The organism is Curtobacterium sp. PhB170 (assembly GCF_003752345.1).
Lineage (GTDB): Bacteria > Actinomycetota > Actinomycetes > Actinomycetales > Microbacteriaceae > Curtobacterium.
In genome coordinates this window covers 225,986-249,846 of sequence record NZ_RJUM01000013.1, presented here as the reverse complement: position 1 = coordinate 249,846, position 23,861 = coordinate 225,986, and the positions used below count along the sequence as shown (strand labels likewise).

The following is a 23,861-nucleotide window of genomic DNA, read 5'->3' as shown; positions in this document are numbered from 1 at the left end:
TCCGCTGGCTCCGGCCGGCTCTCTCGAAAGGAACCACATGCACCAGGACGAACCGCTCGTCGAGGCCCGGATCGCCCGCCTCGTCCGCGACCGTGTCGACCCCGCCGTCCACCGCCGCTCGGCGCCGGTGACGATCGAGGCGTGGGAGGTGCCGGACGAGCCGGTGCCGTTCGACTCCGCCGTCCGGCAGGCGTACACACCGTTCACGGTGGGCAGCGCCTGGGGCGGCCGACCGTGGGGGACCACCTGGTTCCGGATAACCGGCACCGTCCCCGCCGACTTCGGCACGGCGCCGGGGACCACTGCGGAACTGCTCGTCGACCTCGGGTTCACGAAGCGGCACCCGGGGTTCCAGGCCGAGGGACTGGCGTACCGGCCCGACGGCTCCACGATCAAGGGCGTCGAGCCGCGCAACGACACCGTGCCGGTCGAGGTCGGCGCTGGGGAGTCGTTCGAGCTGTACGTCGAGGCCGGCGCGAACCCGGACATCGGCGGCGACTCGTTCCAGGGCGCGACGCCCCTCGGGTCGCGTTCCACGGCGGGTGACAAGCCGATCTACCGCGTGCGCGCCCTCGAACTCGTCGAGCGCGACGACACCGTGTGGGAGCTGCAGCAGGACTTCTGGGTCCTGCGTGGCCTGATGGCGGAACTCCCCACGGACGGCACCCGCGGCGCCGACATCCTGCACGCCCTCGAGCTCGCAGCCGACGCGCTCGACCCCGACGACGTCGCCGGCACCGCAGCCGATGCTCGTCAGGTGCTCGCACCCGTCCTGGCCGTGCCGGCCAGTGCCGCCGCACACCGGGCGATCGCCGTCGGCCACGCCCACATCGACTCCGCCTGGCTCTGGCCGGTGCGCGAGACGATCCGCAAGTGCGCCCGCACCTTCTCGAACGTCCTCGACCTGATGGACCGCGACCCGGACTTCACCTTCGCCTGCTCGTCGGCGCAGCAGTACGCGTGGATCCGCGACGGCTACCCGTCGATCTGGGCCCGCATCAAGGAGCGCGTCGCCGAGGGCCGGTGGATCCCGGTCGGTGGCATGTGGGTCGAGTCGGACACGAACCTGCCCGGTGGTGAAGCGCTCGCCCGACAGTTCGTCGCCGGCAAGCGCTTCTTCCTCGAGGAGTTCGGCATCGACACCCCCGAGGCCTGGCTGCCCGACTCGTTCGGCTACTCCGGCGCCCTGCCCCAGATCGTCCGCGCCGCCGGCTCGAAGTGGTTCGTCACCCAGAAGCCGTCGTGGAACGAGACGAACGTCATCCCGCACACCTCCTTCCACTGGGAGGGCATCGACGGCTCGCGCGTCCTGACGCACCTGCCGCCGGCCGACACCTACAACTCCGACGTCTCTGCCGCCGACCTGCACCGCGGCGAACGGAACAACAAGGAGCGTGGCGTCGCGAACACCTCGATGCTGCTCTACGGCTTCGGTGACGGCGGCGGCGGACCCACCCGCGAGATGGTCGCGGCCGCCCGACGCCAGCACGACCTGGACGGCTCGCCCCGCGTGCAGCTCGGTACCCCCGCCCAGGTCTTCGAGGAGCTCGAACGGGTGCTGCCGACCCCCGGCGTGTGGTCCGGCGAGATGTACCTCGAGTTCCACCGCGGCACCTACACGTCGCAGATCCGCACGAAGCAGGGCAACCGCCGCTCCGAGCACCTGCTCCGCGAAGCCGAGCTGTGGGCGTCGACCGCGGCCGTGCGCCTCGGGCTGGACTACCCCTACGAAGAGCTCGAGCGCGCCTGGCACACCGTCCTGCTGCAGCAGTTCCACGACATCCTGCCGGGGTCCTCGATCGCCTGGGTCTACGAGAACGCCGAGGAGAACTACGCGCAGATCGCCCAGGTGCTCGAGGGGCTGATCGGCAACGCGACGACCGCACTCGCGAACGGGGGCGCTGCGGCGCTCGCCGGGGTCGGGGCCTCGTCGTCGGCCGCCGCCGGCGGCAGCAGTGCGCTGCTCGACGCGCCGTCCGGTGCCGACGCCGTCGGCGGCAGTGGCTCGTCCGGGAACGTCGTGCGCTTCAACGCCTCGCCGGTCGCGGCGGGAGACGCGGCCGCCCTGGGTGGTTCGCTCGGCTCGGAACCGCGACCCGTGCCTCCCGTCCGCTCCGGCGACCACTTCGTGTTCGACACCGGCGTCGTCACGGCGACCATCGACGGCGCCGGCCACGTCGTGTCGCTCGTCGACCGCGCCAGCGGACGCGACGCGATCGCACCGGGTGCGGCCGCTGCCGAGTACACCGTCTTCCGCGACACCCCGAACCAGTGGGAGGCGTGGGACATCGACCGTGCGTACCAGCGCAACGGCACCGTCCTGTCGGCGTCGTCGGTCGCGATCGACGGCTCCTCGCTCGTGGTGGAACGGTCCTTCGGGTCGTCGACGCTCACGACCCGGTACTCCGCCGTCGAGGGCGAGCCGGAACTGACCATCGAGACCGAGGTCGACTGGCACGAGCACCAGAAGCTGCTGAAGCTCGCGTTCCCGGTGGACGTCCGTGCGTCGTCCGCGTCGAGCGAGATCCAGTTCGGCCACATCGACCGGCCGACCCACCAGAACACCTCGTGGGACCACGCCCGCTTCGAGACGTCGGCGCACCGCTGGGTGCACGTCGCCGAGCCCGGGTTCGGCGTCGCGGTGGCGAACGACTCCACGTACGGACACGACATCACGCGCTCCACACGGCCCGACGGGGGCACCACGACGCTCGTGCGCGAGTCGTTGCTGCGCGGGCCGACGTTCCCGGACCCGAACGCCGACCAGGGGCACCACGTGTTCCGGACGGTGCTGCGGGTGGGGGCCTCGGTGCTCGACGCCGCCGACTCCGGCTACCGGTTGAACCTGCCGGTGCGCGCTGTCGCCGGTTCGACCGGGGTTCCGCCGCTGGTCTCGCTGTCGTCGCCGCAGGTGCTCGTCGAGGCCGTGAAGCTCGCCGAGGACCGCTCTGGTGACGTGGTCGTGCGACTGTACGAGGCCTCCGGCGGTCGGGCGACCGACGTCGGGGTGTCGTTCGGGTTCGACGTCGCTTCGGTGGCGACGGTGGACCTGCTGGAACGCCCGCTGGGGGACTCGTGGGACTCGGGGGAGCCGGTCGTGCTCACGCTCCGGCCCTTCGAGATCGTGACCCTGCGGGTACGTCGGGCCTGAGGCAGCGGGGCCGGCGGAAGACCGCGGCGCCGGACGGGACACGGGTGCGTTCCGTCCGGCGCCGCCTTCTGTGTGTATAGCAGATGTGATATTCTCGTTTGGTGACAGCGCCTTCGACCCGACCCGATCGCATGCGGTTCCGTCCTGACCTCGAGGGCCTGCGCGGCTGGGCGGTCATCGTCGTCGTGCTCGACCATCTCTGGCGCGTGCCGCTCGGCGGTCCGCTCCGCCCCGATCTGTTCTTCGTGCTGTCCGGCTTCCTCATCACCCGCCTGCTCGTGCTCGAGATGCGCCGGACCGGTCGCATCGCGCTCACCGCCTACTTCCTGCGCCGGGCCCGTCGGATTGTCCCCGTCGCCGTCGTCGTGGTGGTCGTCACGGTCGGGGTCGCCGCGCTCATCTGGTACCCGCCACGAGCGATCGCCGTCGGGCAGGACGCCGTCGCAGCGCTCGGCTTCGTGACGAACTGGCACGAGATCGTGGCAGGCAGCTCCTACCTCACCGACGACACCGTCTCGTCGCCGCTCCTGCACTTCTGGTCGCTCGCCATCGAGGAGCAGTTCTACGTCGTCTGGCCGCTCGTCGTGGGCGGCGCGCTGCTGGTCGGTCGGCGGTGGTTCCGCGGTGACGGCACCGTGTTCCTGACCGTCGTCGTGAGCGTCCTGCTCGTGGCGCTCTGCGTCGCGTCCGCGGTCCGCACAGCGACGGACGGCGATGCCGCGTACTTCGACACCCTCGCCCGCGCGTGGGTGTTCCTGCCCGGAGCACTCGCGGCGATCGCGGTCGACCACGTGCGGATCGCGAGCCGGGCGCTCCGGAGCGGACTCGTCATCGGGGGCGTGCTGCTCGTCGCCGGAGCCCTGTTGTTCGTCGACCCGCACACCGGGTACCCGTGGCCGAAGGGGTGGATCGTCGTCGGCGGCACGGTGCTCATCGTGCTGATCGGCACCGGTGACGACTCGGTCGCCTCGCGGTTCCTGTCCTTCCCGCCGGCGCGGTGGCTCGGGCGGATCTCGTACTCGCTCTACCTCTGGCACCTGCCGGTCATCGTGCTCGTGCTCGCGGTGACGGGGCGTTCGGTCGTCGCGGAGTGGTCCGTCCTCGTGGGCAGCGTCGTCGTCGGGTGGGTCTCCTACCGGTGCATCGAGCGGCCGATCATGACCTCCGCGCGGTTGTCCGAGTACATCCGACGGTCAGCGGCCCCGCGGGAGCGCTCCTCCCGGCCGCTCCGGGACGTCTCTGTCGTTGCCGTCATCTCCTGTGTGCTCGCCGGCGGGACCGTGGCGCAGTACGTCGCGCCGTCCTGGCTGTCGACCTCCGACCGCATCGTCGCGGCCCTCGGCAGCGACACCGCGGCGGCAGACACCGCCGATGCGCTCGGTGAACGCAGCGCCGCGGTCGCGCAGGCGGTCCGGTCGCACGAGTGGCCGCAGACTGCCTCGGAGCAACTCGCGCGGCTGTCGAGCGCCGACGCCGCCCCCGCCATGCTCGACGGCAGCTGCATCGTGTTCGTCGGTGCCCCGGTCGGATCGCTCGACGGGTGCACCCTGCAGCCGGGGACCCCGGCCACCGGCGCCGTCCGGCACGCGGTCGTCATCGGGGACTCGACCGCCGCGTCGTGGACACCGGGACTCCTCAAGGCGCTCGGCCCCGAGTGGCGTGTCACCGTCCTCACCGCGACCGGGTGCAGCGCCGTCGGTGTCGACGGCTGGCCGCAGTCGCAGCAGTGGCGGACGGGATGCGACCGTGCCCGCGCCGCGATGCTCCGACTGGTCGATCGCACCCGGCCGGACGTGGTCGTCCTCGGTGCCGCCTCGGGGCCGTTCGCCGACGCCGCCGAGCACGACGCAACACCGCTCCCCGAGGCTGGCGAGGCGTGGCGAGCCTCGGCAGATCGAGTCCTGGCGCGATTCGTGGCTGCCGCTGACGACGTCGTCGTGCTGCAGGCACCGCCGTCGCTGCCTGACCCGCGGGCCTGCGCATCACGGGTCCGATCGGCCACGGACTGCGTCGGACCGCCGCCGTCCGCCGGATCGCCCGCCTGGGTCGCGGACGCGGCACTCCAGGACGCAGCCGAGACCACAGGCGCCCGGTTCGTCCGGACGACGGAGTGGTTCTGCGCCGACGGCGGCTGCCCCGCCCAGGTCGGTGGGGTCGTCCAGCGGTTCGACACCGTCCACCTGACCGAGGGCGGCTCGCAGTCCGTCGCACCCGAGCTCCGAGCTGCCCTGCGCTGACGCAGTCCGCTCCGCCGGTCGGCTGCGGGCCCGGCCGTCAGGAGCGGAGCGCCTCCACGGCCTTCGCGATCCGCCGTGCTCGGGTCTCCGGCGCCTTCGCCTGCGACACCGGGTCGGCGAGCGCTCGCTGCCGCGAGTTCGACAGCGTGTCGAACGCTGCACGCACCCCAGCGTCCTGCAGTGCCGCCGCCAGGTCGTCGGGCAGGTCGATGACCCGGGGCTGCGTGTCGACGACGAGCGTGACCTCGACGGTGTCCCCGGCAGCGACCCCGGCGGACTCGCGGTGCTCGGCGGACAGCGGCACCAGGAACTGCTCGTCCATGACCCCGACGGTGGACCGGTAGGTGTAGCCGCCGTTGATCGTGACCACCACCGGCGGGCGCTTCCCCGAGCCGAGCGCATCGATCACGGACGGCGGGACCGGGAGCCCTGTCGCCGTCTTCCTCGCCAGCAGGACCGTCGTCGTGAACTGCATCCGTGCCTCCAGTGCGATGTGGACGCGACCATGCGTCCGAGGTGGGAAACCAGCAGAACGGTACAGGCGTACCCGCTGTTCCGCCACCGTTCACCGCCGCAGCACGGGCCGGAAACCGGCCGCCTCCACGATCGTCCCGGGCCGTGAACCGCGGCCCCACCCGCAGCACCCACCTGAAGCACCCGCAGCACCCACCCGAAAGGCACCTCCCGTGCAGCACAAGCGCACCATCGCCGGCATCGCCCTCGCCGCCGCAGCGATCGTCACCCTCGCCGGATGCTCGGCCACGAGCTCGGCCAGCACGACGAAGGACGACACGAACTGGAAGACCGCCACGAGCGCCGAGGCCTCCGGCGGCATGGACGCCCTGGTGAAGGCGGCGAAGGCCGAGGGACAGCTCAACGTCATCGCGCTGCCGCCGTCGTGGGCCAACTACGGCAAGATCATCGACGGCTTCACGAAGAAGTACGACATCAAGATCAACTCCGCGAACCCGAACGGCTCCAGCGCCGACGAGGTCGCCGCGGTGAAGTCGCAGAAGGGGCAGTCCACCGCTCCCGACGTGCTCGACCTCGGCAACGCCGTGCTGCAGGAGAACCTCGACCTGCTGACGGACTACAAGGTCGCGAACTGGAGCGACATCCCGGACACGCTCAAGGAGCAGGACGGCGCCTGGACCCGCGACTACACGGGCCTGATGTCGATCGGCTACGACTCGTCGAAGATCACCGACGCACCGAAGGACCTGACGGACCTGCTCGGCTCCGAGTACAAGGGCAAGGTCTCCATCGCGGGCGACCCGACGCAGGCGAACCAGGCCGCATCAGCCGTGTACCTGGCAGCGCTCGAGAACGGCGGCTCGGCCGACGACATCACCAAGGGCGTCGACTACTTCGGCAAGCTCAAGCAGGCCGGCAACTTCCAGAACGTGCTGCCCACGCAGGCCACGGTCGCCTCGGGTGAGACCCCCGTGGTCATCCAGTGGTCGTACAACAACCTCGCGTGGGGCCCCGCCGCCGGTGCGAGTGGCAACAAGGACTGGAAGACCGTCGTGCCCGAGGGGCAGGCGCTCGGCTCGTACTACTCGCAGGCGATCAACAAGGACGCCCCGCACCCCGCCGCTGCTCGCCTGTGGCAGGAGTACATCGCCAGCCCCGAGGCGCAGAACCTGTACCTGCAGGCCGGTGCGTTCCCGTCGACCCTCGCCGCCCTGGAGGAGTCCGGCAAGGTCGACCAGGACGCCCTCGACGCCGCCGGTGGCGCGCCGAAGGACTACGTCGAGCTGACCGACGCACAGGTGGCAGACGCCGCGAAGGTGCTGTCGGCCAAGTGGTCCTCGACCATGGGGTCCTGACCAGCATGACCACCGCATCGGCGGGCGCGCCCGCGGCGAGCGCACCGGCGACGAGCGTGACGAGCCCCGTGCTCCCGCCGTCCGCACGAGCGTCCGCCGATGCCGTCCGTCACGGCGCCGGACCCCGTGTCCGGCGCCGTGTCGGCCTGGCCTGGCTCGGCCTCACCCCGTTCGCCGCGTACGTCCTGCTCTTCCTCGCTGTCCCGGCGGTGATCGCGGTCGGCAGCGGGTTCTTCACCGACGACGGCGCGTTCACCCTCGCGAACCTCGCAGCGTTCGCCGAGCCCTCCGTCCTGCGGGCCTTCGGCGGCTCGTTCGGCCTGTCCGCCGTGTCCGCCGTGATCGGCGCCGTCATCGGAGCGCTCGTCTGCTGGGCACTGTCGGCACTGCGGCCCGACGGGCTCGTCCGGTCGATGATCGACTCGGCCGCGAGCGTCCTCGCCCAGTTCGGCGGCGTCATGCTCGCGTTCGCGTTCATCGCCACGATCGGCGTACAGGGCCTCGTCACGACGTGGCTGGTGTCCCTCGTCGACGTCGACCGCAACGCGACCGGCGCCTTCCTCTACACGGTGCCCGGTCTCGTGATCCCCTACGTCTACTTCCAGGTGCCGCTGATGGTCCTCACGTTCATGCCCGCGCTCGAGGGCGTGAAGACGCAGTGGGGCGAGGCCGCCGCCACCCTCGGCGCCTCCCGTGCCACGTACTGGCGCCGGATCGCCCTGCCCGTGCTCGCACCGGCGTTCTGGGGCTCGTTGCTCCTGCTCTTCGCGAACGGGTTCTCGTCGTTCGCCACCGCCGCGGCACTCATCTCGCAGGGTGGCATCGTGCCGCTCACGATCCGCACGCAGCTCACCAGCGAGACGCTCATCGGCCTGCAGAACGTCGCCGGGGTGCTCGCCTTCGGCATGGTCGTCGTGATGGCGGTCGTGATGGGCGCGTACTCGTTGCTGCAGCGCCGGGCCGCAAGGTGGCAGCGATGAGCGCGGCTACGCCGGTGGGGCCGTCGCGTCCAACGTCGGTCGCGTCCGGTCGGACGGGAGGCGCGGCGCGCGTCGGCCGCTTCGGCACGGCCCCGTCACGGGGCACCGCCACGGCCGTGCTCACGGTCGTCGGGATCGTCTTCGCCGTCCCGCTGGCCGCGCTGGTGCAGTTCACCTTCCGCCAGGGCACCGACGACGGTCTGACCTTCGCGCACTGGGCGGCCATCGTCGACCCGGTCAACGCGTTCACCTACCAGCCGGTGTTCGACGGCCTCGGGGCATCGCTGCTCATCGCGGTCATCACCGTCGGCATCGTGCTGTTCGTCCTGCTGCCCGCCCAGATCATCACGGCGCTGCGCTACCCGAAGCTCCGCCGCGTGCTCGAGTTCGTCTGCATCGTCCCGATCACGGTCCCCGTCGTCGTGCTCGTCGTCGGCTTCATCCCCGTGTACCAGGTGGTGTCGCGGGTCTTCGGGTCCGGCGCGTGGACGCTGGCCTTCGCGATCGGCATCGTCACGCTGCCGTTCGCGTTCCGCCCGATCGCCGCCGCCATCACCGCGACGGACATGACGGTGCTGTCCGAGGCCGCCCGGTCGCTCGGCGCCTCGTGGTGGACGGTGACGTGGCGGGTGCTCCTGCCGAACCTCCGCCGGGGCATCACCGCCGCGTGCTTCCTCACCATCACGGTGGTCCTCGGCGAGTACACGCTCGCCGCGTTCCTGTCCCGCACCACCTTCCAGACCGCCCTCGTGCTCGTGCAGCAGACCGACCCGTACGTCGCTGCGATCTTCTCGGTCGCGGCCCTCGTGTTCGGCTTCGTCCTGCTCGTCGTCATCGGCCGCATCGGGACGGGCCGTCGTGCCGGCCGTGCCCGCACCGTCCGCACCACCCGCGTCAAGGAGTCCGCATGACCGTCACCGCACCCGCAGCCCCGGCGTCCCTCGCCTCCACCGGCGCCGTCGTCGAGCTCGAGGCCGTCGAGAAGCACTACGGCACGCACCGGGCCCTGGCCGGACTGTCGCTCCGCGTCGAACCGGGCGAGTTCGTGTCCCTGCTCGGCCCGTCCGGCTGCGGCAAGACGACGGCGCTCCGAGCGCTCGCCGGCCTCGAGGCCATCGACGCCGGCGCCATCCGCATCGACGGCCAGGACGTCGCCACCACCCCGGTGAACAAGCGCGACATCGGGATGGTGTTCCAGCAGTACTCGTTGTTCCCGCACATGACGGTGCGGCAGAACGTCGCGTTCGGCCTCGAGATGCGCCGAGTCCCCGCCGCCGAGCGCAGGAGCCGCGTCGTCGAGGCACTCGACATGGTGCACCTGGGCGAGTTCGCCGAGCGCTACCCGCACCAACTGTCGGGTGGCCAGCAGCAGCGCGTCGCCCTCGCCCGAGCCCTGGTCACGCGGCCCCGCGTCCTCCTGCTCGACGAGCCGCTGTCCGCCCTCGACGCCAAGGTGCGCGTCTCGCTCCGCGAGGAGATCCGCCGCATCCAGAGCGACCTCGGCATCACCACGGTGTTCGTCACCCACGACCAGGAGGAGGCGCTCGCCGTCTCCGACCGCATCGCCGTGATGAACGCCGGCGACATCGAGCAGATCGGCACGCCGGAGGAGCTCTACCGCTCCCCGTCGTCGGCGTTCACGGCGGACTTCGTCGGCCAGTCGAACCGTCTGCAGGGCGACCTGCGCGGCGGCGACGTGTTCGTGTACGGGTTCCGCGTGCCCGCACTCGACGCCTCGGTCGCCGACGGGCCGGTGCTCGCCTACGTCCGACCGGAGGACGTCGCCTTCGCCCCGGAGGGCATCACCGGCACCGTCGTGTCGTCGAGCTTCCTCGGCTCGATCCGCCGCACCACGGTCCGGCTCGACGACGACACCGTCGTGACCGTGCAGCACGAGGTCGGCGACCGTCGCGCCGCCGGCGGGTCCGTCGCCGTCCGCCTGCTCGGCGCTCCCGTCGCGGTCGCCCCGCTCACCTGACCGGCGAAGCGACAGGCCTCGCCGGGCCGGGCCCGTCCCCTCCGCGAAAGCGACAGTTTCCCGCGGAAGGTCGGCGGCACACTGTCGCTTTCGCGGGGTGGGCGCGACCACGGGCGGACTGGAGACGCGGGGCGGGGCCGCCCCGCGCCTCCAGGCCGGTTGGGTCAGCGCTGGAAGCGCGCCTCGCGCTCGTCGGACAGGGCGGCCGCAACGCGGGCCCGCATGTTCGCGGGCATGTCGGGCAGGTCGTCGAGCCGGGCCCAGAACGCCTCGGTGTTCTCGCCGTCGGCGGGGTTCGGCGTGCCCGAGACGTACCGGCAGGCGAACACCAGGTCGAGGTACTGCGCCTGGTCGCCGTTCGGGTACGTCATCTCCGGCAGCACCTGCACCCACGCCAGCCGTTCGGCCACGGCGACGACGTCGGCCTCTTCCAGGACCTCGCGCTCGGCAGCGACGGCGGGTTCCTCGCCCGGGTCGACGATGCCGGTCACCGGGGTGAAGGCACCGTTGTCCGCACGACGGACCACGAGGAGCTCCTGGTCGGCACCGGAGCCCCGCGTGACCACGGCGGTGACGCCCGTCAGCCACAGCGGATCGGTGCCGATCCTCGAGCGGAGGGACAGGACGAAGTCGGGGGTGGGCATGTCCCCACGCTACCGATCCCGCCCTGTCGGAGACTGGTCATGACCAGTAGCATGGGCGTGTGGAGATCATCATCCTGCCCACGCCGGCTGAGGTCGGTCGCGTCGCCGCGGCCAAGATCGCGTCCGTCGTCGCCAAGAAGCCGTCCGCCGTCATCGGTCTCGCCACCGGATCCAGCCCGCAGGGCATCTACACCGACCTGCAGCGTCGGGTCGGTGCGGGCGAGATCTCGTTCGCCGAGGCTCGTGGGTTCGCCCTCGACGAGTACGTCGGCATCCCGCTCGAGCACCCGGAGTCGTACGCCAGCGTCATCGCGCGCGACGTCGTGGCGCCGCTCGGGTTCGACCCCTCGCGGGTGCGGGTGCCCGACGGTCGTGCCGACGACCTCGAGTTCGCGGCGAAGGAGTACGACGCCGCGATCCGTGCCGCCGGCGGGATCGACGTGCAGATCCTGGGGATCGGCGCGAACGGGCACATCGGGTTCAACGAGCCGACGTCCTCGTTCGCCTCGCGCACCCGGATCAAGACCCTGGCGCCGTCGACCCGTGACGCCAACGCGCGGTTCTTCGACTCGCCCGAGCAGGTCCCGACGCACTGCATGACGCAGGGGCTCGGCACCATCCTCGACGCCCAGCAGCTCGTCCTCGTCGCGCAGGGCTCCGCCAAGGCCGACGCGGTCGCCGCCGCGGTCGAGGGACCGCTCAGCTCGTTCGTCCCCGGTTCTGCGCTGCAACTGCACGAGCACGCGACGGTCGTCGTCGACGAGGAAGCCGCGGCCGGCCTGCAGCTCGCCGACTACTACCGCTACACGTACGCGAACAAGCCGGCGTGGCAGGTGTTCGAGTAGGACCGACGATCAGCCGTCTGCACGCTGCCGGAACGCGGTGTGCAGGCGGCTGAGGCCGTCATCGAGGGTCTCGGCCGAGCACCCGAAGTTCAGCCGCGCGAAGCCCTGACCCTGGCGTCCGAACGCCGGTCCGGAGGCGAGCGCCACCTTCGCCTCGTCGACCAGCAGCGCCGCGGGGTCGTCGCCCCACGGCAGGGCGCGCAGGTCCAGCCACGCCAGGTAGGACGCCTGCGGCTGCCGGTACTCCGCCCCGGGCAGGACGTCACCGATCCGCTCGGCCAGGGTGCGGCGGTTCGCGGCGAGTTCGGTGAGCAGGGACGCGAGCCACGGTCCGCCTTCGCTGAACGCGGCGACGCTCGCGGTGTACCCGAGGATCCCGGTGCGCTCGACGACCTCGGTCGGCAGGGCGTCGAACCACGCACGGGCCCGCTCCGAGGCGCCGACGATCAACGCGCACTTCGTGCCCGCGAGGTTCCAGGCCTTGCTCGCGCTCGTCAACGAGACCCCGAGCGCGGCGGCCTCGGGGCAGGACTCCAGGAACGGCGTGAAGACCGCGTCGGCGTGCACGAGCGGCGCGTGGATCTCGTCCGAGACGACCACGGCGTCCCACTCGGCGGCGAGCTTCGCGAGTGCAACGAGCGACGAGCGGTCGTGCACCAGGCCGAGGGGGTTGTGCGGGTTGCAGAGCAGCACGGTACGCGCGCCGTCGGCGAACGCCTGCGCGAGGCCGTCCAGGTCCATCCGCCAACCGGCCGTGGTGTCGAACGGGTCCGCGGGGCCGTCGGGTGCGAGCAACGGGACCTCGGTCACGGTGCCGCCGGCCTCGGACACGTACTCCCAGAACGGCGGGTACACGGGCGGCATGATGACGACCTGGTCGCCTGGCTCGATGATCCGGCGGAGCATCTCCACCGCAGCGACCGACACGTCGGTGGTGGTGCGGACGAGGTCGGGGTCGACGCGCCAGGCCCACCGGCTCTCGGCGAAGTCCGCGAACGCCTCGGGCAGCGCACGACCGTGGCCGACGTACCCGGTGTCACCGTTGGTGACCGCGGCGACGAGGGCGTCGCGCACCGGCTCCGCGAGCATCGAGTCCATCTCGGCGACGAACATCGGCAGGACGTCCGGCGGGTACGCGGTGTACTTCTCGCTCGTACGGCTGCGGTGCGCATCGAACACGGAGACCATGACGCTCATGCGCCCATCCTGACAGTGCCCGCCGCCGCCCGGCAGGATGAACCCGTGGAACACCGCTCGCGCACCGTGCTCCGGGCCGCCCGTGATGCGGTGCCGGTGGTGGCCGGCAGCGTCGCGATCGGCCTGGTGATCGTGATCGCCGGACTGGGATGGCTCGACGACATGGCCTACATCGCGGTCGCGGTGGCGGCGGTGGCCGTCTGCGGGTTCGGGGCGCTCGTCGGTCTCGCCGTGATCAGGGCGTCGGTCGGCTCGTCGGACGGAGCCCGGCGAGCAGGATCTCGACGTAGCGCTCCGGATCGCTGACCCGGGTGCCGCCGGCGACGGCCGCTTCGCGCAGCCCGCACAGCAGCCGGCGGAGGTCGTCGGCGTCGACGTCCGTCCGGACGATCCCCTCGCTGCGTCCCCGCGCGAGCAGCGCGTCGACGGACACCACCAGGTCGCCGGCGAGGGCTGCGGTGTCCGCACAGGAGAACCCGCCGTTCGTCAGCAGGTCACCGAGTGCCGCGTCGTCCACCATGCTCCGGAACGCGGCCGTGACGACCCCGCGCAGCGCATCGGCTGCGTCCGGCAGCACGACGGCGTCGCGGACCTGGTCGAGCATGTCCTCGAGTGCGTCGATCGCGAGCGCTTCGAGCAGGTGCTGCTGGCTCGGGAAGTGCCGGTAGGCCGTCCCGACCCCCACTCCGGCCTCGTGCGCGACGGCGTTCAGCAGGGCTGGTTCGCCCCGGTCGAGGGAGGCGCGGGCGACGTCGAGCAGCGCCGTCCGGTTGCGCTGGGCATCGGAGCGCAGCGCCTCGGGTCGGGCCATCGCGATCATCATGTGGACACTCTATCCGGTTGTGCTAGCGTTCCGGATGGATCATCCGATTCGACACGGAGCGCGGACAGGAGACGACGATGGAACCCTTCACGTGGGAGCCCGGACAGATGGCGGACCAGCACGGGCGGACGGTCGTGGTCACCGGTGCGACCGGCGGACTCGGTCTGGTGGTCGCGACCCGACTGGCCGCCGCCGGAGCGCGCGTCATCGCGGCGGTCCGCAACCCGGACAAGGCGGCTCGCGTCCTGCCCGCCGGTCTGGAGGCACGGGTCGTCGACACCGCGTCGGTCGCCTCGGTCACGGCGGGCGCCCGGCAGCTCGCCGCGGACGGCATCGTCGTGGACGCCCTCGTCAACAACGCCGGCGCGACGCTCGGCGCGTTTGGGCTGACCGACGAGGGCATCGAACGCACCTGGGCCACCAACGTCGTCGGCCCGGCCGTGCTCGCCGACGCGATGCTCCCGGTGCTCGGTGGACCGTCACCCCGGGTCGTGCTCGTCGGGTCGAACCTGTCACAGCGCACCCGCCGCGTGCCTGCACCGGGCGGGGTCGACGATGCGAGCGGCTACTCCCAGTTCGCCGTGTACACCGACTCGAAGACGGCGGCGACGGCGCTCGCGGTCGACCTCGGCGAGCGGCTCCGCGCGGCCGGCTCGGACGTCCGCTCGGTCATCGCACACCCCGGCATCGCAGCGACGGGGATGAACGACCAGGCCGAGACCCTCACGCAGCGCCTCGGTGGCCTGGTCGCCCGCAGCATGGCCCGGACCGCGGAGGACGGCGCTCGCTCGACCCTCTGGGCAGCCACCGCCCCGGACGTCACCGAGGGGGTGTTCGTCGGACCGGCCCTCCGTCGTGGCGACCGGCGACTGCACGTCGTGCCGGTGAAGGGCCCGGCGGCGGACCCGGCGTTCCGCGCTCGCGTCCGGGCCTTCGTCGAGGGGCGACGTGAACAGCAGGAGAGGGCTCGGTGACGGATCGCGCGTCCCCCGTCCGAGGGGGCTAGCGTCGCCGACGTGAACCGTTCTCGCGTGCACCGTCGCCCGCTCGTCCGCCCGCTCCCGCTCGCCGCGGTGGCCACGATCGCCGCGCTGCTGGGGACGGGGGTCGTCGCCGCGCCGGCCGTCGCTTCGCCCTCGGGGCAGGCAGCGCAGGCGGGGAGGACCGTCTCCGACCCGGCTCGGTACGTCGACCCGTTCATCGGCACGAGCGGCGACGGCAACACTTGGCCCGGCGCGACCGCACCGTTCGGCATGCTCCAGTGGAGCCCCACCGGCACCGCGGGCGACCAGACCTCGACGCCGGTCGCGAACGGGTACTCGTACGACGTGAACCGGCTGCGCGGGTTCAGCCTGACGCACCTGAACGGCGCCGGCTGCGCGCCGGGAGCCGCCGGTGACGTGCCGATCATGCCGGTCACGACCCCGATCACGACCTCGCCGTCGGCCGACAGCACCGACGCGGTCTACGCCGCCGGCTACTCGCACGACGACGAGTCCGCGAGCCCCGGGCGCTACGGCGTCGCGCTCGACAACGGCGTCCGCACCGACCTCGCCGTCACCACCCGGGCCGGCATCGGCGAGTTCGCGTTCCCGGCCGGCGGGGCCGCGAACCTGCTCTTCCGGACCTCGAACTCGATCAACGGCAGCGAGGCCGCGACCACCCGCGTCGACGCCCGCACCCGCACGGTGAGCGGCAGCGTCCTGACCGGCGGCTTCTGCAGCCGCCGCGCGAACGGCGGCGGTGCCACCAACCCCGACCGGCGCAGCTACTACCGGCTGTTCTTCACGGCCACCTTCGACAAGGCGTTCACGAGCACCGGCACCTGGCAGGACGGCACGGTCCGACCGGGAGGCACGTCCTCCTCCGGTGGAGAGGGTTACCTGACCGGCGCCGACCGTGCCGGACGCGGCTCCGGCGCGTGGGTCGGGTTCGACGCGCGTCGCGGTGCGACGGTGCACGCGAAGATCGGCATCTCGTACGTGAGCGCCGCAGGAGCGATCGCGAACCGCGACGGCGAGGTGACCCAGCGCTCGACCGTCGCCAGCGTGGCGGCCGGCACACGGGCCTCCTGGAACCGCGAACTGTCGCGTCTGCGCGTCGGAGGCGGCACCGCGGACCGCACCACCCAGCTGTACACGTCCGTGTACCACGCGCTCATGCAGCCGAACACGCTGAACGACCGCGACGGCCGCTACCTTGGGCCGGACCAGCGGGTGCACCGCATGGACCGAGGGCACCGCGCCGTCTACGGCACGTACTCCGGGTGGGACCAGTACCGGGCGCAGATCCAACTGCTCGCGCTGCTGCGGCCGGACGTCGCCGGGGACATGGCGCAGTCGATGCTGCGGTTCGCCCAGCAGAACGGTGGGGTGTGGGACCGCTGGCTCCACCTCGGGGCGCCGACGCACGTGATGACGGGTGACCCCTCGGCCGCGACCCTCGCCACCTGGTACGCGATGGGGGTCCGGAACTTCGACGTGCGAGCCGCCTACGCCTCGCTGAAGCACCAGGCGACCGTCGAGAACGCCGACGCCGAGAGCGACATCGGGTGCCCGGGCCAGTGCCTGGCCCAACGCCCGGCGCTCGACGAGTACCTGCAGCGCCAGTACGCCGCGAACGACGACTGCTCGTGCTGGGGTGGCGCTGCCGAGACGCTCGAGGACTCGATCTCCGACAGTGCGCTCGGGTACTGGGCGGGTTCCCTCGGGCTGCGCTCGGACGCCCGGATGTTCGCGGAGCGCGGGACCTACTGGAAGAACACCTTCAACGCGGCCGTCGGTTACCAGGCCGCTCGTCAGGCCGACGGATCGTGGACGCCCGACTGGTCGCCCTCGACCGGCACCGGGTTCGCGCAGGGGACGAGTGCGCAGTACACCTGGCTCGTGCCGCAGGACGTACAGGGGCTGTCGACGGCCTTGGGTGGCGACGACGCGGCGGTCGCGCGGCTCGATGCGTTCTTCCACGACAGCACTGGTGCGTTCGCGGTGACCGGCGGCGACGCCACGAAGTTCGACCCGACCAACGAGCCCGACATCCACACGCCGTGGATGTACAACGCGTTCGGCAAGCCGTGGAAGACGCAGGAGACCGTGCGCCGGGTCGTCGACGACGCCTACACGACCGGTCCGAGCGGGCTGCCGGGCAACGACGACCTGGGCACGATGAGCGCCTGGTACGTCTTCGCGTCGATCGGGTTGTTCCCGCAGACACCGGGGCGTGCGGAGATGCTCATCGGCAGCCCGACGTTCAGCACCGTCGACATCCGGCGGTCGAGCGGGGAGCGGATCGTCGTCCGGTCCTCCGGCACCGCGCCGTACGTGCACGGCGCTCGGTTGGACGGGCGCACCCTCGAGAAGTCGTGGGTCCCGGCGTCCTTCGTCACCCGCGGCGGCACCCTGTCGCTCCGGGTCGGCGACACGGCGGACACGACGTGGGCGAGTGGCGAGCGGGGGCGCCCGATCGACCGCTGAGGCGGGGCCGCACGGTGAGCGGTCTCGCCTGAGGGTGATCTCGTCGTATCTACGGTGATCGCATCTCCGACGCGGGATCGAGTCTGGAGGCAACTGCTGCGGGGACCAGTGCGAGTCCAACGGTGACGGTCACCAAGATGGCTGCGAACGCCATGGCGAGTGCCCCGGGCGGAGCGGGGAGTCCTGAAAAGCGCAGTCCGATGATGGTCGCGATGCCTCCAAGGGCTGCTCCGGTTGCGGACGCGGCCAGAGTGTGTCCGGCGATGAGCGCAATGATCATCGGTCGGGACGCGCCGAGGGCGCGTCTCCTGCCGAAGTCTTTCCGCTGCAGGAGCACGAGTCCGGCCTGAACGATCGCCACCAGCATTCCCGAGCCGACAATCGCGGTCAAGATCAGGCTTCGGCTGAAGGAATCGAGTTGAAGTCCGATGGGGCCCGAGAGTCGCGCGACGGCGTCGCTGGTGCGGATCCTTACCGTTGGTGATGGATTATCAGGAAGGGCGGCGCGCATGACGCGTGCCAGAGGCGCCACGCGTTCGGCCGAGCGGGCGACTATGACGATTCGCGTGACGTCTCCTGGTCTCGAATCAGGAGTCGGGACAACCAGTCCGGTTAGCCCGCTGGCGGCCGCTCGGGACGAGTCGAGGTGGCCTACGACGGCGTTGGTGGAGCCAGATGCGTTCACGACCGTGGCGGGGAGCGACCCAATTCCGAGCAGGGCGATCGCATTCTTGGTGGCGAACGCGGAGGTATCCGCGTCACCGCGCGGAGGCTCGGGAAGGCCGAGCTGCGACCAATTGTGCGCCCAGATGCGGCGGCTCGGGACTGCCACTCCACCTGGTATGGCTCGGTTCCTCATGTCTGTGGCGGGTCCCGACGCGATCGCTGACTCGACCCCGTCCACGCCGTCGAGGACCGCCAACGTGCTTGAGCGAAGATGATCAGCGGGCGCGCCCTGAACCGTGAGGGTTCGTGCTTCAACGCTGGCGAGCTCGGCGAGTACCGAGTCGGCAAGGCTCGAGCTCTGCGCTGTCGCGATCATCGTCAGCCCGAGCCCTGCTCCGGTTATCAGAGCAATGATGCTCGAAAGGAGCCACTTCGTCCGAGCTATGACAGCGACCTCTGAGCAGGTCAGAGCCCAGGTCAGGATCACAATCGGACCTCGCGATCGCTCGCTCGAATCACACGCTGGTCATGGGTGGCTACGACTACTGTGTTACCCGCCCGGCCGTACGCGCTCAGCGTGTCGACGACTGCCGCAGCGCTGTCGCTGTCGAGACTCGCTGTGGGTTCGTCCGCGACGACGATCGGTGGGCGCAGAATCAGGGCACGAGCGAGTGCGATCCGTTGTGCCTGGCCTCCCGAAATCTGCCTTGGGAGCGCGTCGGCGCGCTGATCGACGCCGAGGGACCCGAGGAGGTCCAACGCGTCCCCGCGCAGATACTTGCGGTGCGTCGCTTGCGCGTAGAGGGCCGGCTCCGTGACGTTCGCAAGGACGGTCCGACTCGGGTCGAGCGCGGCGTCTTGGAACAGGTAGCCGAATGCTTCTGCTCGGAGCATCGAACGTCGTCTGTCCGAGATCCGTGCGGTATCTAGGCCAGCAATCGAAACCGTGCCGGCCGTCGGCTTCAGGAGCAGGCCGATGATGAACAGCAATGTCGATTTGCCCCGACCCGAGGGGCCTGTGAGTGCGACCATTTCTCCGATGTCGAAAGTGGTCGAGACCTGGTTGATGATCGGATGGCGGCGGTCGTAGGAATGCGAGACAGCGTCCACACGAATCATTCGGACGCATCCGAACTGATCCGCACCCGCATGCTGGGCTCGATCCCGTCGACGACAGCTCGTCCCGATGCGGACGCGAGGATGGTCACGAGGTGACGATGCCCTGTCGCATCGACAACGTACATATCGGTGCCGGCGGAACGTATGGCGGCAATGGGTACGACAGTGCCCTCAGTGCGGGGGACTAGGACGACTTCTCCCCGGACCTGCACAGAGTCCTCCGATCCGGGTACGAACGGGCAGTCTTCGCCACACGACGAGCCATCGCTCTGACCGAGAACGGCCTTGCCGGTGCCGTCCTCACCGACTTCAGTGGAGCGGATCACACCGGACCAGGTCGATCCCTGCGCGGCGAGCGTCGACGTTGCGCCGTCTCGAACGCTGGCAAGAAGGTCCGCTGAGAGCGCTGCTTCAATCCGTGGATCGGAAGCGAGCTCGACTACCGCTGGCTCGTTGCCGGCGAGTAGCGCGCCCACGCTGACATTTTGCGTGTCCAGCGACAGCCGTGCGGGGAGAGTGGACACGAAGAGCACGCGGCCTCTGGCGACGGCGCCAGTTGCCTCTTCGCCTTCGGACAGTTGCCAACCCTTCAAAGCCGATTTCGTTGAGGGGCCGAAGATCCCGTCGGGAGAGGAGCGCAGCCAACCCTGGACGGCGAGCATTGCCTGCAGTTGCCGGACGTCCGGTCCGGTCATCCCTTCTTCGAGGTCCCGGAAGGCCGGTGTCGAGCCGGCCGCCACGTGAACCGGACGGAGGTCGACTGAATAGAGTTCCTGCCCGGTGTGCGCCATCGCGGTGTCTTCGAGTGCAACGGAGGTCACCGTTCCGGTCAGGAGGTTGCGGGCGACCGGAGTCCGGCCCCAACGCACCTCAGCTCGGATCGCGGCAGACTGGCCAACGACCCCAGCACGTGCCGTGGCGACGGCGTAGGGCTGCGCCGTTGGGGGTGGAGCAACGTCGGTCTGGATACGCCACAACGACAAGAGCGCGATTCCGAGCGTCACGAAGGTGGCAATAATCATCAACACCATCGGCCACTTCGGAGCCGCACGTCCACCGACTAGTAGGTCGGTTCCGGCGTCGGGCATGATCTTGCCGCCTCAGCGAAGTCCTCATCTGGAACCTCGGCCCACGGATACCACGGGTCGGAGTCGTAGTGGTCCTCGAAGGTGTCGAAGGTCGGCGCAGTCGAGATCGTCCAACCAGCTTCGCGGAGACAGGCTGCACCCTGCACCGATGCCTCGTACGCCTGCCTGAGCTGCGTCCGTGACGGAGACGCGTCAGGATCGATGCCGAGGCGCTTCAGGCACTGGTCATCGTCATGGCGGTAGTCGGCCTCGGTGCCCGGTTTGAGGTCGACACTGATCGATGCGTCTTCCTGGACCGACACCGCCCACCCTGCTTTGGTCAGACACTTCGCTCGCGCCTCCGCAAGATCGACGGGTTCCGGGTATTTGCTGCGGACGCTGCTCACCGCTGAGGAGGTATCGGCAGACGGTGCGGACGTGGTCGTTGTGCACCCGCCCAACATGGCGGCGGCGCAGAGCGCAAGCAACCCGGCGGAGCTTCGACACACCCGCCCGACCACGCTCATCGGCATCGAACCGATGCCGACTTCATGGCGGAGCCGAACACCTTGCCTCCATCGGAGTAGTACTCCCAGACGTGGTGCGAGTCCCAGCTTGCGTACGTCGAGGAGTACCCCATCGTGACGGAGTTCGTGTGGGCCCACGGTGTTGAGTGACCCTTCGCACCGTAGATGTCGTGTCGCACATTGCCCCGCGAGTTCGACACGGTGTGCACCTCTTTGCCGCTGGGCTGACAGTTGAGCTTTCCGGTGCCAGCCTGCGCGGCATTCGCGGGCGTCGGCGTAGCAAGCAGGCCTACCGTCAGGGCGGCCGTGGCAGCCACGCTGAACATCATCTTCGTGATCATTACTCCCTCTCATATCCGGCCTCAGTGCCGAGCTTCCGACATCATCCATCTAGCGCGTAATATGTGCAAGATCAGTGCATCACAGGCGTGTCGTGCGATGGAGGGAGGTGTGTTCCGCAAGTGGGCTATGACCCCGTCGAGGGAACGAGGGAACGAGGGAACGAGGGAACGAGGGAACGAGGGAACGAGGGAACGAGCGACGTTGCGGAATGTGCTGACGCATGTGCGCGGCCGCCCCCTATGATTGCCCGACAGGGGCACCGGGTCTGAACGCGCCGACTGGGAGACCGAGGGCGCCAAGAGCCCGGCCTGCGACACCGAACCAGCGCGCCCGAGTACCGGCCGCGCTCCGCGCAACGACCTGGATCAGGGTGCTGCTGCTCATCGCTGCGGTGTTCGTGTCGCCGTCCGATTCGTGATCGTCGACGCCATCGGGGTCGTCGCCTCCGTGGTCGGTGTGGTCGCCCTGCTGCTCCGGCTCAGCGCAGCTCGCGCCCGCCGCCCCACACCCGCTGCACCTCGAGCGCCGGTGACAGCGCCACGAGGTCGGCCGCGTACCCCGGCGCGAGCCGCCCCAGCCGGTCGCCGAGCCCCAGCGCCGCGGCCGGCACGCTCGTCAGGGCCGCAACGGCCTCGGGCAGCGTCCGTCCGGCGAGCGAGACCGCGTTCTGCAACGCCACGTCCTGCGTCAACGTCGACCCCGCGATGGTGTCGGTCCCGGCGACGTGCGCGACGCCGTCGGTCACGGTGACGTCGAGCGATCCCAGCCGGTACGAGCCGTCGGCAGCGCCCGCAGCACCCATGGCGTCGGTGATGAGCGCCAACCGGCCCGGGGCGGCGCGGAGCAGGGTGTCCGCGACGACCGGGTGCACGTGCACGGCGTCGAGGATGAGCTCGAGCGTCACGCGGTCGTCGGCCACCGCGGCACCGATCGGCCCCGGGGCGCGGTGGTGCAGCCCCGGCATCGCGTTGAACGCGTGGGTCAGCAGCGTCGCACCGGCGTCGAACGCGGCACGGGCCTGGTCGTAGGTGCCGACGGTGTGCCCGACGGCGACGGTGACCCCGGCGGCGACGAACCGGCGGACGGCGTCGAGCGCGCCCGGCAGTTCCGGCGCGATGGTGACCTGGCGGATGACGCCCTCGCCGGCCTCGAGCAGTGCGTCGACCGCTGCGGGCGACGGGTCGATGAGGAACGACTCGTTGTGGGCGCCCTTGTTGTGCGGGGACAGGAACGGCCCCTCCAGGTGCACGCCGAGCACGAGCGGGTCTGCCGCCATCACGGCACGGATCCGTGCAAGCGAGTCCGCGAGGGCGGAGACCGGGTTCGCGACGAGGGACAGGACCGACCGGGTCGTGCCGTGCGCCCGGTGGACGGCCAGCGATCGGGCGAAGGAGTCGTCCTCGTACGACTCGGTCGCCCCGCCGTGCCCGTGCAGGTCGATGAACCCGGGCGTCAGGACCGCGTCGCCCAGGTCGACGACCTGGTCCGCCGCGGGGGCTTCGGGGCCGGAGCCGATCGCGTGCACCACGTCGCCGGCGAGCAGGACCCAGCCGTCCGCAGTGGACCCGGCCGCGTCGACGACGCGGGATGCGCGCACCAGGGTGTGCTGGGCCTCCCGGCCGGCCTGGAGGCCCGTGGCGGTCATGCGGTCTCCCTGCGGAACGCGATCACGCCGCTCAGGGCGGCGATCACGATGAAGACGAAGCCCACGACCGGGTGGCCGATGGAGATCCAGGTCGCGCCTGCGGCGATGACCAGGGCGACCTCGACGATCGTCTTGCCGACGATGTCGGTCTCGATCGGCGACGCCGGCGAGCGGAAGAAGCACCAGACGACGGCCGCGAACAGTGGGGCGCCGACCATGAACAGGTAGCCGGGCAGGGGGAGTTGCCACGACCAGTAGCCCCAGAACGCCAGGGAGAGCAGACCGAACGTGCAGACCAGGACGCGGAGCACGCGCCAGACGTCGAACGGCCGTCGCCGCTTGCCGGCGGGCGCCGGGCCGGGGACTGCTTCCCAGTCGACGGGGGACTGCGGGGCGTTCGTCATGGTGCTGCCTACTTGAAGATGATGGTGCGGGCGCCGTCGAGCAGGACGCGGTCCTCGGCGATCCAGCGCACTGCCTGGGTGAGGGTGCGGGACTCTTCGTCCTGGCCGATGGAGACCAGCTCGGCGGGGTCCTTCGTGTGGTCCACACGCACGACGTTCTGCTCGATGATCGGGCCCTCGTCGAGGTCGCTCGTGACGAAGTGGGCCGTCGCACCGATGAGCTTCACGCCGCGGGCGTGCGCCTGGCGGTAGGGGTTCGCGCCCTTGAAGCCGGGCAGGAACGAGTGGTGGATGTTGACCGCGCGGCCCTCGAGCGCCGCGCAGAGCTCCGGCGACAGGATCTGCATGTAGCGGGCGAGGACGACGAGTTCGATGTCGTGCTCCTCGACCGCGTCGAGGACACGGCGCTCCATGGCCGCCTTGCTGTCCGCGTCGGTGACCGGACGGTGCTCGAACGGCACCGAGTAGAACGACGCGAGCTCGGACAGGTCCGGGTGGTTGGACAGCACGAGGGGGACCTCGATCGGCAGCTGCCCACCGCGCTGGCGGTAGAGCAGGTCGTTGAGGCAGTGGCCGGCTTTCGACACGAGGACGAGGCTGCGCAGCGGGCGACCGACGACGTCGAGCTGGACGCGGGCGTCGTACCGGGCGGCGACGGGGGCGAGGGCAGCCTCGAAGGTCGCACGGTCCACCGGCGCCATGACCTGCAGGCGCATGAAGAACGTGTTCGTGTCGACGCTCGAGAACTGCTGCGACTCGGTGATGTTGCCGTTGGCGGCGACGACCGCTCCGGAGACGGCGTGCACGATCCCGGGCTGGTCGTCGCAGACGAGCGTCAGGGTCCAGTGCGTGGGGGTCGGGTCGGTCACCGGATCAGGGTACCGGGCGCGGCGAGCGCGGTGCTTCGTGCGCAGAAATGGTCGAGTGCCGTCAC

Annotated in this window: 22 protein-coding genes; 10 read left to right on the top strand and 12 right to left on the bottom strand. The window is 70.8% G+C overall.

Annotation, left to right across the window (positions count from 1 at the left end; all coding sequences use genetic code 11):
• The first annotated feature begins 37 nt into the window (after nt 1-37).
• Nucleotides 38-3,151 (top strand): glycoside hydrolase family 38 C-terminal domain-containing protein, encoded by a 3,114-nt coding sequence (locus EDF40_RS16785; RefSeq protein WP_123340950.1) that lies wholly within the window; start codon nt 38-40, stop codon nt 3,149-3,151.
• A 131-nt stretch (nt 3,152-3,282) separates the two neighbouring features.
• Nucleotides 3,283-5,388, top strand: coding sequence for an acyltransferase family protein (locus EDF40_RS16780; RefSeq protein WP_123340949.1), 2,106 nt, complete (start codon nt 3,283-3,285; stop codon nt 5,386-5,388).
• A gap of 37 nt (nt 5,389-5,425) precedes the next feature.
• Here EDF40_RS16780 and EDF40_RS16775 read toward each other — a convergent pair whose 3' ends face one another.
• A complete protein-coding gene (locus EDF40_RS16775) occupies nt 5,426-5,863 on the bottom strand; it encodes a YdeI/OmpD-associated family protein (protein ID WP_123340948.1) in 438 nt (145 codons plus the stop codon).
• Between the two features lie 211 nt (nt 5,864-6,074).
• On the opposite strand from EDF40_RS16775, the gene EDF40_RS16770 reads away from it, so the two are divergent.
• The 4 genes from EDF40_RS16770 to EDF40_RS16755 are packed head-to-tail and all read left to right on the top strand — an operon-like array spanning nt 6,075 to nt 10,175.
• Nucleotides 6,075-7,217: an ABC transporter substrate-binding protein gene (locus EDF40_RS16770; protein ID WP_123340947.1), complete on the top strand. Its 1,143-nt coding sequence runs from the start codon at nt 6,075-6,077 to the stop codon at nt 7,215-7,217.
• A 5-nt stretch (nt 7,218-7,222) separates the two neighbouring features.
• Nucleotides 7,223-8,197 (top strand): ABC transporter permease subunit, encoded by a 975-nt coding sequence (locus EDF40_RS16765; RefSeq protein WP_123341008.1) that lies wholly within the window; start codon nt 7,223-7,225, stop codon nt 8,195-8,197.
• Nucleotides 8,194-9,108, top strand: coding sequence for an ABC transporter permease (locus tag EDF40_RS16760; RefSeq protein WP_123340946.1), 915 nt, complete (start codon nt 8,194-8,196; stop codon nt 9,106-9,108). The genes EDF40_RS16765 and EDF40_RS16760 overlap by 4 nt, the downstream gene beginning before the upstream one ends.
• Nucleotides 9,105-10,175 carry an ABC transporter ATP-binding protein gene (locus EDF40_RS16755; RefSeq protein WP_123340945.1) on the top strand — a complete coding sequence of 357 codons (1,071 nt, stop codon included), beginning with the start codon at nt 9,105-9,107 and terminating at the stop codon, nt 10,173-10,175. The genes EDF40_RS16760 and EDF40_RS16755 overlap by 4 nt, the downstream gene beginning before the upstream one ends.
• Before the next feature lie 164 nt (nt 10,176-10,339).
• Here EDF40_RS16755 and EDF40_RS16750 read toward each other — a convergent pair whose 3' ends face one another.
• On the bottom strand, nt 10,340-10,819 hold the full coding sequence (locus EDF40_RS16750) for an NUDIX domain-containing protein (RefSeq protein ID WP_123340944.1): 480 nt from the start codon (nt 10,817-10,819) through the stop codon (nt 10,340-10,342).
• A gap of 59 nt (nt 10,820-10,878) precedes the next feature.
• Here EDF40_RS16750 and nagB point away from each other — a divergent pair, with 59 nt between their 5' ends.
• Nucleotides 10,879-11,664 (top strand): glucosamine-6-phosphate deaminase, encoded by a 786-nt coding sequence (gene nagB / locus EDF40_RS16745; RefSeq protein WP_111085323.1) that lies wholly within the window; start codon nt 10,879-10,881, stop codon nt 11,662-11,664.
• A 9-nt stretch (nt 11,665-11,673) separates the two neighbouring features.
• On the opposite strand, the gene EDF40_RS16740 is transcribed toward nagB, so the two are convergent.
• Nucleotides 11,674-12,861, bottom strand: coding sequence for a MalY/PatB family protein (locus EDF40_RS16740; RefSeq protein ID WP_123340943.1), 1,188 nt, complete (start codon nt 12,859-12,861; stop codon nt 11,674-11,676).
• Nucleotides 12,862-12,906: 45 nt separating this feature from the next.
• Between EDF40_RS16740 and EDF40_RS18980 the strand changes: the two genes are divergently transcribed.
• Entirely contained in the window at nt 12,907-13,167 is a 261-nt protein-coding gene (locus EDF40_RS18980; protein ID WP_148053894.1) for a hypothetical protein, read from the top strand.
• Here EDF40_RS18980 and EDF40_RS16735 read toward each other — a convergent pair.
• Nucleotides 13,097-13,684, bottom strand: a complete 588-nt coding sequence (locus EDF40_RS16735) for a TetR/AcrR family transcriptional regulator (protein WP_123340942.1) — start codon at nt 13,682-13,684, stop codon at nt 13,097-13,099. The genes EDF40_RS18980 and EDF40_RS16735 overlap by 71 nt on opposite strands.
• Nucleotides 13,685-13,761: 77 nt before the next feature.
• Between EDF40_RS16735 and EDF40_RS16730 the strand changes: the two genes are divergently transcribed.
• Together EDF40_RS16730 and EDF40_RS16725 are read left to right on the top strand one after the other, a co-directional pair.
• Nucleotides 13,762-14,658, top strand: a complete 897-nt coding sequence (locus EDF40_RS16730; protein WP_123340941.1) for an SDR family NAD(P)-dependent oxidoreductase — start codon at nt 13,762-13,764, stop codon at nt 14,656-14,658.
• A gap of 42 nt (nt 14,659-14,700) precedes the next feature.
• Nucleotides 14,701-17,157: a GH92 family glycosyl hydrolase gene (locus EDF40_RS16725; RefSeq protein WP_260213521.1), complete on the top strand. Its 2,457-nt coding sequence runs from the start codon at nt 14,701-14,703 to the stop codon at nt 17,155-17,157.
• Nucleotides 17,158-17,206: 49 nt separating this feature from the next.
• Here the strand turns inward: EDF40_RS16725 and EDF40_RS18975 are convergent, their stop codons facing one another.
• From EDF40_RS18975 to purU, 8 genes are all read right to left on the bottom strand, one after another.
• A complete protein-coding gene (locus EDF40_RS18975) occupies nt 17,207-18,310 on the bottom strand; it encodes a hypothetical protein (RefSeq protein WP_148053893.1) in 1,104 nt (367 codons plus the stop codon).
• Nucleotides 18,307-18,942, bottom strand: a complete 636-nt coding sequence (locus EDF40_RS16720) for an ABC transporter ATP-binding protein (RefSeq protein ID WP_123340939.1) — start codon at nt 18,940-18,942, stop codon at nt 18,307-18,309. Before EDF40_RS16720 ends, EDF40_RS18975 begins: the two co-directional genes overlap by 4 nt.
• Complete coding sequence (locus EDF40_RS16715; protein ID WP_123340938.1) at nt 18,939-20,030, bottom strand: peptidoglycan-binding domain-containing protein; 1,092 nt, start codon at nt 20,028-20,030, stop codon at nt 18,939-18,941. Before EDF40_RS16715 ends, EDF40_RS16720 begins: the two co-directional genes overlap by 4 nt.
• On the bottom strand, nt 20,003-20,416 hold the full coding sequence (locus EDF40_RS16710; RefSeq protein WP_123340937.1) for a hypothetical protein: 414 nt from the start codon (nt 20,414-20,416) through the stop codon (nt 20,003-20,005). Before EDF40_RS16710 ends, EDF40_RS16715 begins: the two co-directional genes overlap by 28 nt.
• Nucleotides 20,417-20,532: 116 nt before the next feature.
• The gene (locus EDF40_RS16705; RefSeq protein WP_123340936.1) at nt 20,533-20,877 is read right to left on the bottom strand and encodes a hypothetical protein; all 345 of its coding nucleotides are present in this window, start codon (nt 20,875-20,877) and stop codon (nt 20,533-20,535) included.
• Nucleotides 20,878-21,356: 479 nt separating this feature from the next.
• Nucleotides 21,357-22,523 (bottom strand): N-acetylglucosamine-6-phosphate deacetylase, encoded by a 1,167-nt coding sequence (nagA, locus tag EDF40_RS16700; protein ID WP_123340935.1) that lies wholly within the window; start codon nt 22,521-22,523, stop codon nt 21,357-21,359.
• On the bottom strand, nt 22,520-22,927 hold the full coding sequence (locus tag EDF40_RS16695; RefSeq protein WP_123340934.1) for a YrdB family protein: 408 nt from the start codon (nt 22,925-22,927) through the stop codon (nt 22,520-22,522). Before EDF40_RS16695 ends, nagA begins: the two co-directional genes overlap by 4 nt.
• Nucleotides 22,928-22,935: 8 nt before the next feature.
• Nucleotides 22,936-23,841: a formyltetrahydrofolate deformylase gene (gene purU, locus EDF40_RS16690; protein WP_395862966.1), complete on the bottom strand. Its 906-nt coding sequence runs from the start codon at nt 23,839-23,841 to the stop codon at nt 22,936-22,938.
• Nucleotides 23,842-23,861 lie beyond the last annotated feature (20 nt).

Bases quoted from the DNA above. Each gene is read 5' to 3' on its own strand.
- EDF40_RS16765 (WP_123341008.1), top strand. From the start codon at position 7,223: ATGACCACCGCATCGGCGGGCGCGCCCGCGGCGAGCGCACCGGCGACG.
- EDF40_RS16760 (WP_123340946.1), top strand. From the start codon at position 8,194: ATGAGCGCGGCTACGCCGGTGGGGCCGTCGCGTCCAACGTCGGTCGCG.
- EDF40_RS16720 (WP_123340939.1), bottom strand. From the start codon at position 18,942: ATGATTCGTGTGGACGCTGTCTCGCATTCCTACGACCGCCGCCATCCG.
- EDF40_RS16730 (WP_123340941.1), top strand. From the start codon at position 13,762: ATGGAACCCTTCACGTGGGAGCCCGGACAGATGGCGGACCAGCACGGG.
- EDF40_RS16780 (WP_123340949.1), top strand. From the start codon at position 3,283: ATGCGGTTCCGTCCTGACCTCGAGGGCCTGCGCGGCTGGGCGGTCATC.
- EDF40_RS16695 (WP_123340934.1), bottom strand. From the start codon at position 22,927: ATGACGAACGCCCCGCAGTCCCCCGTCGACTGGGAAGCAGTCCCCGGC.
- EDF40_RS16705 (WP_123340936.1), bottom strand. From the start codon at position 20,877: ATGATCACGAAGATGATGTTCAGCGTGGCTGCCACGGCCGCCCTGACG.
- nagA (WP_123340935.1), bottom strand. From the start codon at position 22,523: ATGACCGCCACGGGCCTCCAGGCCGGCCGGGAGGCCCAGCACACCCTG.
- EDF40_RS16775 (WP_123340948.1), bottom strand. From the start codon at position 5,863: ATGCAGTTCACGACGACGGTCCTGCTGGCGAGGAAGACGGCGACAGGG.
- EDF40_RS16785 (WP_123340950.1), top strand. From the start codon at position 38: ATGCACCAGGACGAACCGCTCGTCGAGGCCCGGATCGCCCGCCTCGTC.
- EDF40_RS16755 (WP_123340945.1), top strand. From the start codon at position 9,105: ATGACCGTCACCGCACCCGCAGCCCCGGCGTCCCTCGCCTCCACCGGC.
- EDF40_RS16740 (WP_123340943.1), bottom strand. From the start codon at position 12,861: ATGAGCGTCATGGTCTCCGTGTTCGATGCGCACCGCAGCCGTACGAGC.
- EDF40_RS16750 (WP_123340944.1), bottom strand. From the start codon at position 10,819: ATGCCCACCCCCGACTTCGTCCTGTCCCTCCGCTCGAGGATCGGCACC.
- EDF40_RS16715 (WP_123340938.1), bottom strand. From the start codon at position 20,030: ATGCCCGACGCCGGAACCGACCTACTAGTCGGTGGACGTGCGGCTCCG.
- EDF40_RS16735 (WP_123340942.1), bottom strand. From the start codon at position 13,684: ATGATGATCGCGATGGCCCGACCCGAGGCGCTGCGCTCCGATGCCCAG.